The organism is Dyadobacter subterraneus (genome assembly GCF_015221875.1).
Lineage (GTDB): Bacteria > Bacteroidota > Bacteroidia > Cytophagales > Spirosomataceae > Dyadobacter > Dyadobacter subterraneus.
In genome coordinates this window covers 1,280,690-1,300,991 of sequence record NZ_JACYGY010000001.1, presented here as the reverse complement: position 1 = coordinate 1,300,991, position 20,302 = coordinate 1,280,690, and the positions used below count along the sequence as shown (strand labels likewise).

At 36.7% G+C, this 20,302-nt stretch carries 16 protein-coding genes; 9 read left to right on the top strand and 7 right to left on the bottom strand.

Going from position 1 to position 20,302, the window contains the following annotated elements; genetic code table 11:
* Positions 1–85: 85 nt before the first annotated feature.
* Positions 86–523, bottom strand: coding sequence for an RrF2 family transcriptional regulator (locus IEE83_RS05420; protein ID WP_194119590.1), 438 nt, complete (start codon positions 521–523; stop codon positions 86–88).
* A gap of 618 nt (positions 524–1,141) precedes the next feature.
* Positions 1,142–1,414 carry a CPCC family cysteine-rich protein gene (locus tag IEE83_RS33525; RefSeq protein WP_194119589.1) on the bottom strand — a complete coding sequence of 91 codons (273 nt, stop codon included), beginning with the start codon at positions 1,412–1,414 and terminating at the stop codon, positions 1,142–1,144.
* 793 nt (positions 1,415–2,207) lie between these two features.
* Between IEE83_RS33525 and IEE83_RS05410 the strand changes: the two genes are divergently transcribed.
* From IEE83_RS05410 to IEE83_RS05400, 3 genes are all read left to right on the top strand, one after another.
* A complete protein-coding gene (locus tag IEE83_RS05410) occupies positions 2,208–2,843 on the top strand; it encodes a hypothetical protein (protein ID WP_194119588.1) in 636 nt (211 codons plus the stop codon).
* Between the two features lie 270 nt (positions 2,844–3,113).
* Positions 3,114–3,650: a hypothetical protein gene (locus IEE83_RS05405; RefSeq protein WP_194119587.1), complete on the top strand. Its 537-nt coding sequence runs from the start codon at positions 3,114–3,116 to the stop codon at positions 3,648–3,650.
* A gap of 921 nt (positions 3,651–4,571) precedes the next feature.
* Complete coding sequence (locus IEE83_RS05400; protein ID WP_194119586.1) at positions 4,572–5,333, top strand: hypothetical protein; 762 nt, start codon at positions 4,572–4,574, stop codon at positions 5,331–5,333.
* Positions 5,334–5,728: 395 nt separating this feature from the next.
* On the opposite strand, the gene IEE83_RS05395 is transcribed toward IEE83_RS05400, so the two are convergent.
* On the bottom strand, positions 5,729–5,869 hold the full coding sequence (locus tag IEE83_RS05395; RefSeq protein ID WP_379991747.1) for a transposase domain-containing protein: 141 nt from the start codon (positions 5,867–5,869) through the stop codon (positions 5,729–5,731).
* A gap of 233 nt (positions 5,870–6,102) precedes the next feature.
* On the opposite strand from IEE83_RS05395, the gene IEE83_RS05390 reads away from it, so the two are divergent.
* The 4 genes from IEE83_RS05390 to IEE83_RS05375 all read left to right on the top strand — a co-directional run bounded on the left by IEE83_RS05390 (position 6,103) and on the right by IEE83_RS05375 (position 9,655).
* A complete protein-coding gene (locus tag IEE83_RS05390; protein WP_194119585.1) occupies positions 6,103–7,356 on the top strand; it encodes a site-specific integrase in 1,254 nt (417 codons plus the stop codon).
* Positions 7,349–8,320, top strand: a complete 972-nt coding sequence (locus tag IEE83_RS05385; protein ID WP_194119584.1) for a tyrosine-type recombinase/integrase — start codon at positions 7,349–7,351, stop codon at positions 8,318–8,320. Before IEE83_RS05390 ends, IEE83_RS05385 begins: the two co-directional genes overlap by 8 nt.
* Positions 8,307–9,320 (top strand): site-specific integrase, encoded by a 1,014-nt coding sequence (locus IEE83_RS05380; RefSeq protein WP_194119583.1) that lies wholly within the window; start codon positions 8,307–8,309, stop codon positions 9,318–9,320. Before IEE83_RS05385 ends, IEE83_RS05380 begins: the two co-directional genes overlap by 14 nt.
* A 200-nt stretch (positions 9,321–9,520) precedes the next feature.
* Entirely contained in the window at positions 9,521–9,655 is a 135-nt protein-coding gene (locus IEE83_RS05375) for a transposase domain-containing protein (protein ID WP_229251464.1), read from the top strand.
* Positions 9,656–9,790: 135 nt separating this feature from the next.
* On the opposite strand, the gene IEE83_RS05370 is transcribed toward IEE83_RS05375, so the two are convergent.
* From IEE83_RS05370 to IEE83_RS32835, 4 genes are all read right to left on the bottom strand, one after another.
* Entirely contained in the window at positions 9,791–10,255 is a 465-nt protein-coding gene (locus IEE83_RS05370; RefSeq protein ID WP_194119582.1) for a YybH family protein, read from the bottom strand.
* Positions 10,256–11,251: 996 nt separating this feature from the next.
* Positions 11,252–11,581, bottom strand: coding sequence for a putative quinol monooxygenase (locus IEE83_RS05365; RefSeq protein WP_194119581.1), 330 nt, complete (start codon positions 11,579–11,581; stop codon positions 11,252–11,254).
* 66 nt (positions 11,582–11,647) lie between these two features.
* Positions 11,648–12,238 (bottom strand): NADPH-dependent F420 reductase, encoded by a 591-nt coding sequence (locus IEE83_RS05360; protein WP_194119580.1) that lies wholly within the window; start codon positions 12,236–12,238, stop codon positions 11,648–11,650.
* Between the two features lie 380 nt (positions 12,239–12,618).
* Positions 12,619–17,409 carry a sigma-54-dependent Fis family transcriptional regulator gene (locus IEE83_RS32835; protein WP_228101684.1) on the bottom strand — a complete coding sequence of 1,597 codons (4,791 nt, stop codon included), beginning with the start codon at positions 17,407–17,409 and terminating at the stop codon, positions 12,619–12,621.
* Positions 17,410–17,977: 568 nt separating this feature from the next.
* On the opposite strand from IEE83_RS32835, the gene IEE83_RS05350 reads away from it, so the two are divergent.
* Both IEE83_RS05350 and IEE83_RS05345 read left to right on the top strand, forming a co-directional pair.
* Entirely contained in the window at positions 17,978–18,832 is an 855-nt protein-coding gene (locus IEE83_RS05350) for a helix-turn-helix domain-containing protein (protein ID WP_194119579.1), read from the top strand.
* Between the two features lie 339 nt (positions 18,833–19,171).
* On the top strand, positions 19,172–20,299 hold the full coding sequence (locus IEE83_RS05345; RefSeq protein ID WP_194119578.1) for an efflux RND transporter periplasmic adaptor subunit: 1,128 nt from the start codon (positions 19,172–19,174) through the stop codon (positions 20,297–20,299).
* Positions 20,300–20,302 lie beyond the last annotated feature (3 nt).

Sequence of the window (20,302 nt, the reverse complement as noted above, 5' to 3'; positions counted from 1 at the left end):
ACATAAGCTCCTTATAATCTTACACTTACTAACAGCATCCATATTATATATATTAAGATCCTAATATCTTTTATTTTATAAAATTTTATCTTTCTCCAATGTAGCTTAGCCCTAAATTCAAATTTTCATTAAACTCTCCGATTGTCGCCGACTGCAATGTGAGCTGCATTTTTTTCCTGATTTCTTTAAAATCATTGTGCAATGGGCATGGCTTTGTTTCAGAGCAACTTTTTAACCCAAGCCCACAGCCCTTAAAAATTTTTTCCCCGTCAATCGCTTTAACAATATCGGCAAGTGTATTGCTTTGGGCACTGCTATCAACATAAAAGCCGCCATTTGGACCCTTACTGGATTGTATCAGCTCACGTTTGCTGAGATCCTGAAGGATCTTGGCAATGAAGTGTTCGGGTGAATCAATACCTGCCGCAATCTCCTTAATACCTACCTTCCTGCCTCCTTCTGACTTCTGAGCTATGAAAATGACCGCTCTTATCGCGTATTCGCACGTTTTTGAAAAAAACATCTGCATCTTGTTTATGTGCAAATATATATTCAATATTCGGAAAATAAAATACTTTTTACTCTTTTATTTAATGTAACTACTCCATACTGTGCTTAAAAACTTACTTAGTAGGTTAAAAAACAGTAAAACTGTACCGATTTAAAGTATCAACATCAAAACAGCGACTCTGCCGGTTTCCTTCATGATTTAAAAATTGAAAAAGTGTACCGATTTAAACATTAGTTTATTTCAGTACAGTTTTGGGTAAAAAAATAAACTCTTGCCCTATCCAAATCCATAGATGTTGCACCTCCCTACCCTTCTCCATTTTATTATAATATTTGCTGTATACGTAGCCAAAGATAGCCAGCTACACTTTCTCAAAATCGAATCTGAATCGAAATCACAGGTTTCCCTTATAATTAAAATATTCTTTTGCAGGCAACAGGCGAAGTAAAGAAAACGAGGGTTTTCTTTACTAAAGATAGTCACTAGAAAATGATTAGATACGATATCAAAAATGGTAAATAAACTTGGTAAATAAATCAACGCAAAGTATATCGGTTGTTTTATGAGTTTCTTTACCAATTATCGTTTTTTGAGACAGAATGATGTCGTAACCAGGTAGAATGATAGTTATTAGTGCTGTTTCCAAGCCGGGTCCTTTGGCTCGTCTGGATTTGGTAATCTGGTATTACGCTTCATCTCATACTCACAAGCTCCAAAATCTATAAAATTCTGTTGCCCTTTTTTTAACGAAACTCTGTTTGCACCACCTTCATAATTTGGGTAATCTCTCTGATAGGGGTCATCTTCCCAAAAACAAACAGGACAAATGATATAATGCCCAGGTTCTTCGTCACATGTTTTATATCCACAACATGGACACGTAAACTTCTCTAAATAAAACATGGTTTCGCTTTTTGAGACTGGCTATTCGTTTTAGGAAACCATCTTTTTAACTAAATTCCTCAATTGTAATACTGTTTGTATCAGATATCAAACAAGAAATTAGGTTACTGTAACCAATCAAAGAAAATATATATTTTATTTTTGATTTTTGCCTTCCATATGCTAAGTTATAGTTCGACTTTGATTCTTGCATCATCCTTCCAAATGAGGTAGCGGGAATGTAAATTCCATTTTCCACAGAAAGCACTTTTGATAGCTCTTGAATCTCGATTCTACAAGTTCTATATATGTCTTCTTCATTATGTAGGCAAAAACTATTAAATGACAAATCCCCCGATTTAATTATTAGCATCAGGTTTTTGTCGACCTCAGTTAAATTTAGTATAATTTTCAAAATTCCGTCGAGATATGAATATTCAGCTAGAATTGAATCGCAACTGTTATTTATCAAATATTCTAAATTTACCATATTGGACTGAATCGGTATTACATTAATTTCACTTCCTTTTTTCCTGGTACCCGTAATCTTCTAATCTCCGTTTTTGTGGACGGTAAATATTATGTATTAAGATGTTTATACCCTGTGCAGCCAAGTAAAAGCCTCTAAGAATGTATTGAGACTTGCTACCAAGATATGAATCACTCTACATCTTCATTCCATATTAAACCAAAGGTAGTTTTAACCTTTACGTTCTTGATATTAACACATTTAACATCGTCCTTTAGAAAAATAATTTTTACAGGTATAATATATAATTAATTTATATATTATACTTGTAAAAATTATGATACCATGCGCTACAATCGTACTCAATTTTTAATTATCGCTTTCTTTACATGGCTGTATTTCATTCCTTCTTATGCCCAGGAATTGGAGAAAGCAAAAACTTCAGCAAAAATAGGATTGTCGGAACTACCAGGGTTTTCACTTCCCCCCAAATCAGCTTATTGGCTGGACACAGTTAACTTTAAACCTGAAAATTTTTCATTTAGAATTTGGGATAAAAAAGATCTTACAGACAGGCTTGAATTAAATGTTCCCATGTGCCCTGTACAATGTAAGCCATCTTGGGGAATGTTCGTATTTCGCGTGAATGCAGAGGGAAAAGTTGACAGTACGTGGTATCGCGGAAATTTACCGGCAACTACTTCGGATAAGATTATTTATAATATCCGAGCTACAGAAGGTAACTGGATCATAAAAAAAGGCACTAAACCAAATCATGTTGCCTGGTTTGTATACCCATTTTTCGACATCCGCGGGAGATTTCCAAAACAACCTGATTGTTCTAAAGAAGATCAGGAGTTACTTCAAACAGTATCGGATCTTAGTAATCTGTTTAACATTTTGTACGATAAAGTTAGTAAGGATTATTATCGGGCTACAATGTTAAGACCAACTGAGCAAGATGGCAGTATTAAAATGTGAAATATGCGCTAATCTCAACCTTCCTCCATTTTTAGGTACTATTACTGACATTTAGTGAGATAACTGTATAAAACATCTTTGTATATATATGTGTAAGTGTCCCTAAAATACAGACAAATCGGAGTTCAATAAAAACTCCCGTTTCCGGCAGTAATTTTACAAAGCAAGTCTCAGATTAACCACCGTTCAAATAGAAGTGTTTGACAGGCAACAATTTGATATTAGATTGCTTACGCGGAATTTTGAAACAATCCAAATCAGTTAACAACGATGAAAAAGCGAAGTGTGAAAATTAGTAATTTTATTTTTAAGAGTATTCTCTTGATTTCACCCCTTCTCTTTATTGAGAGTTGTTCTCAAAAGAAAGAATTTGTAGAGATTGCGTCTGGCTTTTGGGAAGATCCTAGTATCCCTAAGATGGCAATCGAAATAAACCTTAACGGAGACTGTTACTACCAACTTATCCCAGAAAATGACACAGGATCGTATTATTATAGTAAAATTTCTTTGAACGAGGCAAAGGTAATTTCTGATTTTGTAACGAGTAGAATTGGTTCAACTGATTCCCTTTCAATATTTCAAGATAAAGATGCTGTGGTTGCAGAATTTTTGATATACAATGAAGAAAGTGTTCGGCACGGATTTAAATACTTTGTGACAGGGACTGACGGAGATTCAATTAAAAATTTTATAAAATTGATTAAAACATCGCGTGATTTTAAGCCAATACGTTTCCACAAGTTTTACACCACGATGCAAAACGAGACACTTCCTATACCTCCTCCCGCACCCATTCCTGATAAATGAATAAACATATGATAAACGACCGTTAAAATCGACGTTTCTAAGACTCCGGCTATAAATTACTATTTCTCAATAAAGAAGCGATTAGTAAATTGCTCAAAATAAAGATGTTATGAAATTTGTCCGGATTGCTACAACAATTTTAATATTTATTACCATCTTCATCCTTGCCTTAGAATCTTGTGAACCAGTGTTAAAAGACACCTTCACATCGAAAAACTTGTATCTAGCAAAGGTGAATCACTATTTATAAATTCAATTAACTGGGGGGTTACGGATGACCGTCAATTAAGTAGCATATCAAAAAACGAAAAGAAACTTTATGAAAGAGCAGATAGTGCCGGAACTGTAAAGGGGCTAGATCCTTTCCTATATAATTTTAGAAACGATAGCTTAAACTTGTTTTTTGACGGTGAAGTTTCTTATGTTGTTCCTGATTCTTTTAGCTCTATTACAATAACCTATCATGCTCTAAGCAAAAGTGAGATCTCGAATTTACTGCATATGGCAATGAAAAATGACGGTTACCACCAGGTGCCGGCACATCCTTAAAAGCCATTGCCCAAGTACAGCTGGAGGTCCAGAACGAAATGGGAAAAGTGAGCAGTGCTTGTACAAAACCAAGATTTTTCGCCATTCGACCGGTACCCTCTTGTTTTGTATTCCGTCACTTAACATAAAATGGGTTATTAGTCATTGGGAATACCCTAAACCTAATTTATTGAAACATTAATTCTTAATCGTAAATCTGTGATAAACCACCGTTTTAATCTACTTTTTGTGAGACGGCCAAATACGCATCATGAGTAGATTCTCCATTCGGCTTCTCTTGAAAAGTACAAAATACCCATTACATATTTTGTGTTAAAAGTACGTCAATCGGCGAGTTGTGCGTCGGCACAAGTAGCACCTAAACGAATTAAAATGCATTTAATCGAAAAAACAAAACAATTATTTAAGGAAAAATTGGACACAATCAGTCAACTTGACTTTGGGTGGGATAACAGACTTTATGACTTTTACTTAATATTTGGACAGAATGAGGAGAACAAATCGCCTTGGATAACAACTAATTGGGAATCAGATTTTGAGCCCTATTTTAACTTGCTCATAAAACAAACAGCACGTTCTAATGATTCAGGGATAAGAGCAACAAAATACAAACCAGAAAAGAGATTTTCCAAAAAGGACAACAAAGAATTTATTTATCATTCAAGTATAAGATTAGGAAAATTGAAATGGGACAATAAATCTCACGGGAAATGGACGACACCTGACAACATTGAAAACTACTTTCTCAATTTTGAACTTTGGACACCCACATGGACAATTTGCGACAAAAGGCAATCTCCTCCTGACATTTATATCTCAATGACCAATCAAAGGGATTTTGAAAACAAGCTTGATATTAAATTTGGGTATTTCATAGTTGTTGCAATCGCTAAGAACTTACAAATTGATTCAAAACCCATTTTAAAGAACTTATCAGAAAGAATAAATTCGAAAGCGACAATTTTTAAAACAAGAAAATGGGGTAAACCTGAGAAAGCAGGAAACTGGACATTTTCAAATTGGATTCAAGACACTTTTAGCAACGGTATTTACAAAGGACAAAGTTTACACACCTTTGACTTTGGCGAATTAGAATTTGAACCAGTATGGGAAATAATATATCGGCAAAAATAGAGTGTCGGACCCACACATCGGTGTCTGTTTTACCAGATTTATGTCAAGTAAGGCAGATTGGAGAGGAATGTGTCTTACGAGACCTAAAAGCACAATTTGCCAATATAGATAAATTCCACACAACACCCTCGCTCATGAGACAACCTCCAAATGCTCTGCTAAAGATCCAATTCTCAGATAAACCACCGTTTAAATCGACGTCTAATGAAATATGAAGTTCAGAAGTTAAATCTTGGCCGTTGACCTTTCACTTACCTGATCACATATTAAATTAGCACTTTGGTTAAACCCAAGTAAATCTAAAATAACATGAAAAAGCCTAAATCATTTATCGCTGGTCATTTGTATCGGTCCGACGAATCCATATTGTGTAGATTCGCTTTCAGACAGGTAGGTTAGCCGTCCTGATTCCGAAACTTATTCCAGTTATTTGGAAGCAGTTGATAAAGATCTTTGTGTTTGTGGGATTGGATTCTTTCGAAGACGTCTTTAAGCCATTCCTGTTCATCTACGCCATTTTTCTTGCATGTTGCCATGAAGGAATACATAGCTGCCGTCATCTCAGCTGCCTGATGAGAGCCGGCGAACAAAAATGCCTTCCGTCCAATTTTATGTAAAGCTTTACATAAAATTGGTTATGCATAGTTAAAGATTATGTAAAGTAAGCATATAAAAGTTGCTTCCAGGCTTACCGGAAGACGAAAGTACTTTACATAATAATACGTTGTTTTAGTGATTGCGATGTTGCAATCACTAAAACAATGCAGCTATGAGAAAAATACAGACATGCTTTGATCAGCTCATCTATGATGCAGGCGAAGTGCTGAGAACCAAACTATTAAGAACTGACGCGACAGTTAACTGGTATCGTATCTATTGGCGACGAATGTGGCGTGAGCTACGGGGCAAAGAGATACCCGAATTCACTTCTAATCTTGGCAGGCAACATTTACTTGACCGGTTTGGCCAGCTCGATTACGCCACACTTTCCAAAAGAGACAAGGATTTTGTGAAAATTGTCAGTGTACTATGTGAATTTTATGACACCGGTACTATAACCAGATCCCGAGAACGGCTCCAACTGGACGGTGTATTCGGCGCGCTGGTTAAGCAATTTGTTGATCACCTGGCCACGCTACGTTTAAAGTCAACAACAATAAGGGAGCGCGAACATTACCTGAGCAAGTTTCTTATCTATATGAAAGATAAGGGTATCGCTTCCATCGACAAGGTGGATAAATTTGTGATTATAGATTATCTAAGAACCTTAGACATACGCCATTCCACTGTTGCTCATATGACATTACGAGCAATCAGAACATTTTTAAAATTTCTCTTTGAACAGGGATTAATAAAAGAAGACATTTCACTTTCTGTCCCGCAAGATAAGTATCAAAAACAGGCTAAGCTCCCGTCTGTCTTCAGCGTCGATGAGATTCAAAGAATGATCAGTAAAATAGACCGCGCCAGGCCCAGTGGTAAACGTAATTATGCCATCGTATTAATTGCCGCCAGACTGGGCCTACGAGCATCTGATATTGCCGGGCTGAAGTTTGAGAATTTGTTTTGGGAACAGAGCATCATATCAATATGTCAGTACAAAACCGGGCGGCAACTCCAACTGCCTTTACTTGCCGAAGTTGGTGAAGCGATCATTGAGTACTTGAAATATGGAAGGCCAATTTCTAATGAGCCGTATGTGTTCCTGGCAGCTGGGTCGCCATTTGGCAGGATGCATAGCTGCGGAATAACCAATCTTGTGAACCGCGCATTTATTCTCTCAGGGGTTAATATTGAACATCGACACCACGGGCCTCATGCGCTTCGGCACAGCCTTGCCAGTTTACTTCTGGAGCAGAGTACAGTTTTGCCGGTTATTACAGAAGTGCTTGGTCATGAAAACTCCCGTTCAACAAAATACTATTTACGGATAGACCTCACATCCATGAAGCAGTGTATGCTTGAGGCGCCTGCTGTAGCTGATGACTTCTATAATCAGAAAGGAGGTTGTTTTTATGCATAATCACTTCACCGGCATTTATGCCCCGTATCTGGATCAATACCTGGATTATAAAAGGCAATTAGGCTTTAAACAGCAAACAGAGGAGTCAATACTTGCAGTTTTTGACCGATTTACGGTTAGCCGTGGTGAAACCCGGCTGGGTATCACGCCGGAACTTTCGCAAGCATGGATGCAAACAGGTGCCAACCTGTCGTCATCCTATAATTTTCATCGCGCATTGCTAATCAATAAACTGGCATCATTCCTTAACGAACAGGGTATCCACTCTTACCTGATGCGTTTACCTGTATGTAAAATGGATTTTACGCCACATATTTATTCACAAGATGAGCTTGGACGCCTTTTTGAAGCAGCAGATCATTTTCGCATCCGGAAGGGTTTACGTCAAATCATGTTTGCTATGCCTGCACTTTTAAGGTTACTGTACTGTACCGGCCTGAGAGGCGGCGAAGCATTGGCTTTATCGGTTGGTGATGTTAACCTCGATGACCGGACCATCCTTGTGCGGGACAGCAAGAATGGACAGCAGCGTGTTATTCCTTTTTCAGATTCGTTGGCAGCGGTACTTAGGCAATACGCCTTTTACAGGAATGAGTTACCCGCTTGCCTGGTCAAGAAGGACCTCTTTTTCATCTCCCTTGATGGAAAAAGGATATCACACCACTGCTTTGGCCGATGGTTTTCACGTTTGTTATTGGCTGCCGGAATTCCAAAAGGTCGCGGTATCACTCCACATGCATTACGTCATTCATTTAGTGTCCATTCACTGGCGATGATGGCCGAACGTGGAGCGGATATCTACTGCTGCTTACCGGTACTCTCAACTTACCTTGGTCATAAATCAGTAGAATCGACAAATCATTATGTCAGGCTGGTATCTGCCATGTACCCTGGGTTGTTGAAGGATATTGACAGGATCTGTATAAACGTTTTCCCTAACAGCTCAGGCTATGAAACCTACTAACTTCTCAAAATGCCTGACAGGTTTTTTGACCGGGTATTTGGCGCACGAGCGCGGCGCAAGTAAGAACACCATCAGCGCTTATCGGGACACTTTCATCCTGTTCATAAATTACATGGAAGTCCAGGGTATCCCTGTATCAAGATTAACGCTGGAGAATATTAATCAAATGGCAGTCGTCGGTTTTCTTGATTGGCTACAGGTAGAACGCAAAAATGGTAACGCAACCAGGAATGCGAGATTGGCTGCAATCCATGCTTTTTTTCACTACATGCAGTATCAGCACCCTGAACATCTTTATGAATGTCAGAAAATCTTATCAATACCAATGAAGCGCAAGGCGATAGTACCAATGAACTATCTGACAATTGACGCGATTAAAATGCTTTTGCGGCAACCGGATACCCGGACCGTTGGAGGTAGACGTGATCTGGCGTTGCTTTCGTTGATGTACGATACAGGCGCACGTGTTCAGGAGATTATTGATCTGACGCCGTCTAGTCTCAGGCTTGACAAGCTGAGTACAATCCGGATTAATGGCAAAGGCAATAAAACCCGCATTGTTCCAATGCTCGACGAGCAAGTAAAATTATTGGAGCCTTATTTGAAAGAACATGATCTTCTTCAGGCATATAACGACGTACATCCGCTGTTTTTTAATAGTCGGAACGAAAAGCTTACAAGGGCTGGTGTAAATCATATTCTACTTAAATATGCTGATATGGCCAGAAAAACAACAGGTGAGGTTCATTTACCAGAAAAGATCAGCTGCCACACCCTGCGTCACAGCAAAGCAATGCATTTACTGCAAGCAGGCGTCAATCTGGTGTACATTCGCGATATTCTCGGTCATGTTTCTGTTCAAACGACGGAAGTATATGCACGAGCCGATTCGCGTGCGAAACGGGAAGCGATCCAAAGAGCATACACATCAGTTGTACCGGAAAAGCAGCCGGTCTGGTTGTCGAATGAAAACCTTTTGGACTGGCTCAAACATTTTTGACCATTGTTATTATGTAAAGTAACGTGACAGAAAACTGCTGTCTACTGAAAAGAAAACGTGGTATTGCTCACTTACTTTACATAATCTTTAACTATGCATAACCGATGTTATGTAAAGCTTTACATAAAATTGGACGAAAGGCGTTTTTGTTCGCTGGTTCCCACCAGGCAGCCGAAATGACAGCCGCTATGTATTCCCTTATGGCAACATGCAAGAAAAACGGCGTTGACGAGCAGCAGTGGCTGACAGATGTATTTGAAACAATACAATCTCATAAACATAAAGATCTTTATCAGTTGCTTCCCAATAACTGGATCAAATACCGGAACGGTTGATCACCTGTCACAAAGCTAAACTTCAAAATACGGCTTCTCGGACGAATACGTGCATATTCCGAAAAACTTTACCGTCATTCTGGCACATCAAATCGTTTAATTCCAGAAAAGAACCGGAACGGATTTTCGCGCAACTTAATCAATCCCTTCATTAAGCTTTGCATTTTGCCCTGCTAATATTCGCCAACCACCCTCCTTATATGTTAAAAGGATCGTTCGTCGAAACCGGAAGGTCTGGCCCGGATAGCGCTCATCTCCACTAAGATCTGTGCGGACGTGAACAAGAGCCATATCCGGCTTTATCATGGTTACGTCCTCTATCGAACGGGTAGTAAATTTAGTCTCTTTGAAATATGTACTATGAGTCGTCTGATAATGCTTTTCAATTTCAGCCCGCCCGTTGTAATAAGCTCCAAACCAGTTGACCCATGTGGCATCAGTATGGTATTGCTCTGCCAGGGCTTTTGCATCATGACGGTTCCAAGCCTGTTCATAGTTGTCAATGACTTTTACGATCGCTTCTTTACCTACATTTTGGGCAATTGTTGAGTAAGAGAAAAAGCTTGAAAGAGCGATTAGCGTTAGTAATTTCTTTTTCATGAGGAAATGACAGTTTTTTGATATCAAGTTACTCTTTTCCCCCTAATTCTGCATCTTTTTTTATCTAAGTGTTGAATTTTGAACATTTTACAGAAAGAATCATGAGGTTTGTGTAGCAAACAATTTAGGAAAATATCTAGGTGCTGCTAAAAGTCAGCTCCCTATTTGGTGTCTTCCGTAAGAAATTTGTAGTTGTGTTCTTTTCCGTCCGACAATCAGGTACTTAATCAGATTCCGATATTTTGAAATCTTGTATCATTTTTTTTCATGAAACAAGATATAGAGTCTACCAGTTTAATGAAATATGGTATCATCGGACGGATACTATTATTTGAAGTTTTCTGCCCCAACTAAACGTGAACAGAAGAAAATTATCTATACAGACAGTTTATACGAAAGGCTATTGCCCCAGGCAATCGTTTATATTTGTCAGAATTTAAAAACAAAAGTGAAATCTGCAGACGCGGTAAAGGATGAATAAACGTCATTTGTAATGATACAGCTGTTGTATGACTACATTTAAACACGCTAGAGTACGATTTTGATAAGCTGCTTGCCAACAAAAAATAAGATTCAATCTGCCAAAAATATTTGCACGGATGTATATCGCTACCGAAAAGAAACAATATTAAGTTATTCGCCATCAATAAATTATGTATTATACTTGCAGCCGCCTTCTGATAATTCTTTAAACGTTACTAAAAATGAGATTTGCTCTTATTCAATTAATTAAACAAAATCCAATGTTCTTTACTTTGCATTTTAAAAACAAATCCTTCAAACACTAGCGTCTAGTCATTTGAAGGATTAAATTATTTAGTTAAACAGGCTTATATGTTTCGGTAGATTTGAAAAGAAGCATTAAAGGGTTACCACTAAGTTTTTGCTTTAAATCTTCAACTCTACACTCAGTTCTCATTTTCTTAGAATAACATTGTCTTACCTGTGAGTCCGCTACTTTACTTTCCTCATTAGCTTCTATCATAAAAATCCTGTCTAATCCTGAAATATTACTTCTTCTAAAAAATACAAGTTATCTGTTACAGGATGTGTAAGATCCTCTATTAGGGCGGAAAACAATAATTGAGTATGCTGCATTCCCATGTGTGCATCTAAAGCTTCCTTGCTTTTCCAACGTTCTAATACAAAATATTCGTTTGGCTTATCCTTAATTTTAAAAAGCTGAAATTGAAGGTTACCAACATCTTGCTTTGTGGGTACGTATGCCTTTTGAAATTGACTTACAAAGTCCTGAGTCCTCTCTGGTTTAACTTGGACTCTTCCTATAACTTGGATTTCTCCTGTATGATTATCGATTTGTTCCATGATCAAAGTTTTAAATAATTATATCTAAAGATTGTTCAAAAATTAGCATTTAGCTAGGGCAATGAATTAAGACAAATGAATTAGATTGAGCCCTCCCAATGGTTTTCCAGTTTGTTGAAGCTCTCCGGTTTTCAAATCACCAATATCGATCGGAGAAAATCCCATTTTATTGACAAGCTTTGAAACTGTCTTTTTAGCTTCTTTATTATCGCCGGAAATAAATACCACACGATTACCATTATTTACAACTGGATCTGCATCAATCCAATCTCCATACAAGGAGTTAAAAGCTTTGACAATGTGGGCATGGGGAACATAAGAAGCAACAATTTCACTTGCACTTGAAGACAATTCTAATAACTTGTCGTTATTCGAAAACGGATTGGTGGCATCAATTATAATCTTACCATCGAGCAATGATACGACAGAATTTAATGCAGTTTGCACACTCTCCCATTTAACGGCCAGGACAATAATATCATTTTTTGCGGCCTGTTCCACAGTTACGGCAGCTGCATTTTCGCCCAGCTCTGCTGCCATCATTTGCAGCGTTTCAGGACCCCGGCTATTACTAAGCTCTACATTAAATCCAGCTTCAACAAACTTTTTTGCTAGGAGCCCGCCAATATAGCCAGCACCGATAACTCCGATTTTCATATAATGTTATGATTATGTGATTGATAATATACTATGATCAAGAAACTCTCATAGTTAACTACACAAAGGTATCGGCGTATCATTTGTTTAAAAATGTCATTTGACTCAAAAAAGCTGTGATAATTATCACATTATCTTTTAGTTAAATATGGCGTTAGCGTCCATTTTTGCTTAGGGATAAATTTTTAGGTGTTTCGCTAATTCCACTCTGATATGGCTTCTGAAACATAAGATGGATTTTTTTAAACTACAATTATAAATGATGTAACAAATTCTGATGAAATATTGGACGAAACATTACATCATTTAGAATTTGAATCGGGTACCATACTTGCTTTAAAATGTAAATGCAAAAAACTTAAACTGATCCGGATGAATATTTAAATATGCCTTTTCTTAATGTTTAGCTTTTTTATACGTGCATGCAATGTCGTAGAAGGTAAATTTAGCAAAATTGCTGCGCCACCAATGCCGGACACTTTACCCTTACATACTTTTAGAGCTTTTATAATATGTGCACGCTCATTTTCTTCAAGGGTTTGTAATTTAATTTCACTCTCCATTATTACGTTTTCATTCACCAATTCAGAAGGAAGACCAATTGAAGAAACCATTGAATTATTCGATAATAAAACACTTCTTTCGATGGTATGTTCGAGTTCTCTTACATTCCCTGGCCAATTATATGCTATAAGTTCCTTCATTGCTCGATTTGAAAAACTGCTTGCACGAGATCCTTTTATAGCATATTTCCTTAAAAAATGACAGGCAAGCAGCGGAATGTCTTCCTTCCTCTCTCTAAGTGGAGGAATTGTTATTGGAAATACATCCAGTCTGAAATAAAGATCACTTCTAAAGTTGCCCTTCTCTACTTCCTTCAATAAATTTCGATTCGTTGCAGCAATAATCCTGACATCGGATTTAATTACTGATTTGCCCCCTATTCTTTCAAATTCCTTTTCCTGGAGAACACGTAGCAATTTCACTTGCATTTCCAATGGTAGCTCTCCTATCTCGTCTAAAAAAAGAGTACTTCGATTTGCAAGTTCAAATTTGCCGACCCTACGTTCAATAGCTCCAGTAAAACTCCCTTTTTCATGTCCAAACAAGATACTTTCTATTAAATTTGGTGGAAGAGCTGCGCAGTTCACTTTCACCATCAACTTGTCCTTTCGAGGAGAAGCGTTATGAATCGCCCGGGCAACCAGCTCCTTACCCGTACCTGTTTCTCCCAGAATTAAAACAGAGCTTTGAGACTCAGATACCTGACTGACCAGCCTAAACACATCTTTCATTGAGCCACTATTACCAATAATTTCACTGTAATTATTAGTAATCTGCATCTCTTCCTGAAGATGTAAATTTTCTTGCTCGAGGCGTTGCTTGTATTCTGTGATTTCTATGTAGTGTTTGCTGATCTTTTCATTTGCTATATTATTTGCTACGGCAAGTGCAATTTGTGACGCAACGCCTTTTAACAAGCGCTCATTGACCTGCATATCAGGATGAAGCCACAAAATTCCAATATTTTCTATACCAGCTCTCAATGGCACAGCAAGGATAGTGCGAGTACCAGAAATCGATTCCCATAATGCAGCGCTAGATTCAGAAATTCTATCTTGATGCAGAAGTTCTTCTATATCCAACATTATAGGATCGGTTGAATCAAAAATCACTTTGGCTATTTTCGGATCAATTTTAAATTTACTAATATGGTCAGCTAAATCGGTCGTTTTATTGCCGGTAAATTTTAAATCAAACAAAATATACTCCTCTGCATTTTGATCCATCGTTTTTGCCGAAAGCATGTATCTGTCAATTGAAAAAAGACTATTTAACCCGTCAATTATAGTTTTGGTTAAGGTTGTTTTATCGCGGACACCTGCAATGTTGTTACTAAATTCTAATAACTTAGACTTTTCATCTTCCCTTTCCAATGCTTCATCATTGACCATTATATTCATAGCGGCAAGAGCTATGTAGTCGGCAATTCCTTCAATTAAAGTTAGCTTGGATTTGTAAGGATTAAGATCTTCGCAGGATAATATAACAATACCCAGATATTTTCCAGCACAATACATAGGTATGCCAATTATAGCCTCTACTCCCAAGTTATAAAACAACTCTATGTATGGGGCATGTCCATTATGATGTAGGAATTCGGCAATATAAAACACTTTGCTACCAGTATCACACTTAATTCTATTGACTATGCTTTCCCCAACCGCTGACTCTAGGTTAAACGGCTCAGGATATGGCGTCATCCCTGATTTTTCAAGTTCTGAAGCCACCATATAAATCCAATGAGAGCCTTTTTGAGGGTCAAAAAATGAAATAATTAAATCACTCGGTGGCAACTTTCCAAGAATTTTTTCCTTAACAATGAACTCGAGCTGATCCAAATTTCGTGCTTTGCCTAACTCTTTACTTATTTCAAGTAAGATGGATTTTTGCATTTCAAGTTTACTAAGATCCTCAATTGCTCTTAGGTTTTTAACAGCAGTAGAAATCTGGCTTGTTACTCCTTTGATTAAATCAGAGTGTTGAGGTAAAAAATTTCCTTCTGCTTCGCTTGTGAAAATAACGCAACCGATATTATCTGTCCCATTTCGCAGGGCTACGCCAACAATTTCTTTCACTCCTGTGTCAAGAAAATAATTGACATCCGATTTTGACAGGTGATCATCAATTCTAAACAGTATTGGCTCAAATGAGTTGATGATTTGAGTATTTAAATCATGTTGAATAATATAATCTTGAAGGGAAGTTTTCGAAAAATCTAAATAAGGTTTACTTGTTTGGTCAGAACAATCAATAAAATTATAAAATTGATCTCCATCCTTGCAAAGAACCAAAATATCACTAAAGACAAGCAGTACCCTGAGTTTCTGGATTAGCATTTGAAATAACTCCTTCTTATTACTGATAGCCGCGATCGAGTTGCTAATAGCTAGCATAGCATTTTTCTCTTCATTTCTCTTCTTAATTTCATCAGCTGCTGACAGCTTTGACATTACTAACGACAATTGCTGACTAATACCTTCAAAAAAACTCAGGTGTTTGAGCACATGCACTTTTGGAATACTTGTAAGTAAAATTACAACATCTCTAATGCCAGATCTATCATGTATAGGATGTACTAATACTGAATTGATAGAATTATCCTTCCATGTTTGAAGATATGATGGCGCGTTACTGACCTCCAATAGGAAATCTAATTCAAAAATTTCTACTTCCTGTTGCTCATAAAACAATTCCATCACGGGATCCTCTTTCGACAATTCAATCTTAATGTTAGCTCTCAACAAATCCTGGCTAATTACAAAATTTCTTTTCGCTGAAATCAACGGTAATGTTTGTACGTTACCGGTTTCAGTTAAAATAAAAAAATCATCCACTAGTTCAGGAATATTTTTTAAGTATCCATTAAGTATTTGATATACCTGCTCCTTGCACTCTACATGATAGAGATCCTGTCCAAACGATAACAGTAATTTTTTTTCGGAATCTCGTCTTCGAATTTCTTCACTCGCAAGAATATTTAGGACAGCAATAGATATGTGATGGGAAATAGTATGAATTTTGATAAGGTCCTTCGTCTCAAAAGCCTCTTGCTGCTCAGAATAAAAGTAAATTGCACCGATAGCTTCTTTATTATTTCGAATCGAGATACCGGCTACTTTTTTCATATTATTTTCAAGACGGTTGTCCACGAAAAGTGGTACTTTCTTCCATGATTTCTTTACCTCTAACAAATCCCAGGCAAGTGGTATTTCCGAGTTTAAAACTGCATCAGAAATACCATCACTGATTACACAAGCGCGTTTTTTAAGAATTTGAGCATATTCATCTGAAATCGTTCGTTCCTTTTCCTCATAAGAAAAATATATATCATGTGTCTGCCGACCTGGGTTAAGGATAACAATAAGCATGTCATTAAACTGAAATAATTTCTTCAATGACTGATGTAAGAATTTTTTCAACCCCGCTTTTTCCCGTATTCGCACAGTTTCCGAAGCTAATGAAAGTATTAACTCGTTATCTTGTTCAAGTTTTTTACTCTTTTCATCTGCTCTAATACTTGTTAGGGAGAAAGAAAGATAAAATGATAATTCATCAATAATCAAAAGATCTTGGGCGGAAAAGGCATTTTTATTTTCGGAGGTAAAAAAAATACCCATCGTTTCATCACTACCGATTTTTGCTGAAACACCTGCAATCCTCTTAACATTATTATCCGCAATGAATTTAATGGGGGCGGGAATATTATTCCATTTCAACACTTCCTCTGTGTTCCATACTACTGGTGATTCAGCGGCTAATGTGACATCGAATATGCCATCGTTAATGGGAAACTTTGTATTTCTAAATTCAGAGAAATTTTCGAAAATAGACCGATTCGAAAAAAAAATATAATTTGAATACGTTAGGCTGTCATTATTCAGAAGTAAAATACACACTTCATCAAATTCAAGTATTGACTTCAATTTAACCTTTATTAGTTGGTGTAAATCCCCTCTATTCCGGACATATAAAAAACTTAGATACAATAATTCAAGCTCCTTACCTGCTCTAGGTTTCAAGGTACAGATATCAATAGAAAGCAAATTTAAGAGTACAGGGGTTAATAATGGTGTAATTTGCATTAGGTTATCAAATGCATTAACCGAAAGACCATTAGGATTATTGCTTCTCAATAGTAATAAGGCAACCAATTCTTTTTGTCGAAAAAACGGCATATATATAGTATTTTCAAAAGCAGTTTCTTTATAGAATAAATATGTGTCTGCCGGAAACTTGCCGTCCCAATATTGCCTGTTTAATTGCGTTGGTTCCTTTAATGAAATGATTTCTGAAAATGGATCGTTACCAATAGTAATCGGTAATCGGTTATCCGTAGTAAGAACTGGAATAGAAGTTTTTGACTCGGATTGTCTGCAAGTGTTCCAAAAGGTAATGTAAAACTGCTTATTAGAAAATAGCAGTAAATCAGCTTCGTCAAAGGAAATAACTTTCCTAAAACCCTTTGTCACTTCAGCTAAAAAGTCTTCTAAGTTCTGAGCTCCAAACGTTTTGGAGAATAAAGTTGAAAGATTGATATCCTGATTATTTAAAACGACCTGATGTTTTGGTTCATCAAAAGTACTGTCGAAAATCGCGTCATTTTTCATTTCTAACAATCAGTAAGGTGAGTATTATATGTGTTAATTATATCATCTTTTGTAAATGCAGAAACCATTTAAGGGTTGTCACAACCTACGACAGGTAGACAATCGTAACGCTTTGGGAAATGTTAAATCTCACTCAACAGTTTAGCAATGAAGTATTATCAAAACCTATACCACAACATAAGTCTTTAATTATCTGAAAGTTAAAAAAATAATACTAAAAATAAAACTACCAAATATGGTAATTTTATTAATTCCTCTCCATTATATGATAATCTACCGACCATACATTGAAGGCAAATACTACGTCTTAACAAATGGAAAAGTAAGTGACAACGCCTATTAAGAAAGATTGAGCTGATCAAATAACTAGGAGTTGTGCCTTCAGATATTCTTTAATCAAATCCAGTGTCGAAATATATTTTACCATATATGGTCATCAAATAAATAATAATACCATATTTGGTATCAAATTCTCAAACAATATTATGTTATATATTTCATTATCAGATGATTACACTTTGGACCAATTATTGTTTGTATAACACGTCATCGTTCTAACAAATAATTTATGGAAACCATGTCAAGTATAAATGAATTTGAAATTAGGCCATTCGACCCAGCAGAATTCCAAAAAGAGAACTCTATTTGGTCTTATCGTAGTGACTGCTTTGAAATAATTTGGTGTAAAAAAGGTGAAGGCACATATCTGATTGATTCCAAACCTTTTGATATGGGGGATGAATGTGTTTTTTGTATTTATCCTGGGCAACTGTATCGCCTTTCCAATTTCACCTGTGCAGAAGGTTACATTATTTCCTTTTCGGTTTCATTTTTAAATATCTATGATTACAATTTTCGTTCTTTCTTCCTCAATGAATTTAGTAATCTTCCTACAATTTCTGTGTTAAAAATCGACAAAAAGTCTAACGGCGAGTTTTCACAATTAATCACACAAATGGTTTGGGAATTCCAAAGTATTTCGAAATACAAGTTTGAACTATTACAGGCTTTGCTCAAGGTGTTGATGATCCGACTTTCTATATCAAAGGATAATAGTCAGGTAACAAAAGTACTTAATAATCCATCCCATTTAGCAGCTCGTTTTATTGGATTGGTTTCTTCTAACTTTATCAACATGAAGAAGGTTTCCGATTACGCCGATTTGCTTTGTATTGAACCTAACTACTTAAATTATAAGGTTAAAATGATCACGGGTCATACAGCCAGTGAACACATTCGGCAACGAATAATTATGGAAGCTAAGCGATTAGCTGTATCGGAAAATTTAATATTAAAAGAAATCGCCTATAGACTTGATTTTAAAGACGCCTGCCACATGAGTAAATATTTTAAAAGTGTTACAGGAAGCAGTTTTTCAGATTTTAAAAAGTCCACCTTTTTACCTGATGGGTGTAGTTCATAGTACTTTATATTGTAGATAGTTATTTGATTACAGCCTAATACATGAATCAGATATTAGGCTTAGACAATTAGTCTGAATAGTCGACAGCAATCATAGCGTATATAGCAAACCGTTGGAAAATAAATAGGTAAATGTAAAGTCGTGAGTCAGTTCTTACTTTGCCTTGAAAGTAAATTACTTATTGTAGATAATTAATACTGGCGACAACACCTTTTGCATTCTGCAGTTCACTCAAATTATTTAGCTCTAACTCATTTTGAAACCTTTACGAGTCTTAATTAGTATCAAAATACTGAATACCAATCTTAATAATCCGTATCATTTATAATAATAAGAAAGATGAAAACTTCTATTTATGTGGCAGCATCGCTGCTTTGGGCTTGCGCTCCAAAAAATCAAGACGCGCCGAACAGACCACCAACTCTACCTGTTAGTACTGTTGTTGCAAGTAGCGTCACAACCTACCAAGATTATCCGGCTTCCATCGAAGGAATAGTCAATGTTGAAATAAGGCCGCAAGTGTCCGGAATACTTGAGCGAATCTATGTAGATGAAGGGAAATTCGTGCATGCCGGAACAGTATTATTTAAAATTGACGATAAACCATTTCAGGCGACTTTGAGCAACGCAATGGCTGGTCTACATGCTGCGCAAGCTGCATTAATTAATGCAAACCTAGAAGTAGAAAAACTTACACCCTTGGTGACAAACAAGGTAATAGCAGAATATCAATTAAAGACAGCCAAAGCAACAAGTCAGCTAGCTGAAGCGAATGTTGAGCAGGCTAATGCACTTATTTCAACGGCAAAAATAAATTTGGGTTATACCTTGATTAAGGCACCTGTCTCAGGATATGTCGGTAGAATTTTAAAAAAGCAGGGTACTTTAATTAGTCCACAAGATCCTGATGAATTAATACAAGTATCAAATGTTAGCAATCTGCATGTATATTTCTCACTTGCAGAAAAGGATTTTGTGACTTTTAAAGATCAATATGCTGGACAGTCTATTGAAGAAAAAATGAAGAATTTACCTCCTGTTTCACTGCTTTTGGCAAATAATAGTATCTATCCGATTAAAGGAAAAATTGACGCGGTTGACGGCCAGTTTGATAAGAATACAGGTGCTATTACGGTGAGGGCCAATTTTCCAAACCCTCAGGGTATTCTTCGTTCTGGTAACACTGGAAAAGTACAGCTGGGTGTTTTACATAGCAATATTCTTCTAGTTCCTCAATCTGCTACTGCGGAAATACAAAACAAAGTTTTGGTATACGTGGTAAGCAATAACAACAAAGTAAAGAAGCAACCTATTTCAATTATCGCCAGAAGTGGTGAGAATTACTTGGTCGACGGTGGAATAAAGGCCGGAGATAAAATAGTGCTTAGCGGCTTTGATAATTTACCGGAAGGGGCAGTTATACAACCTGGAAATCCGCCTGGCAAAGAAACAGTCGCTAAGAATTAATTT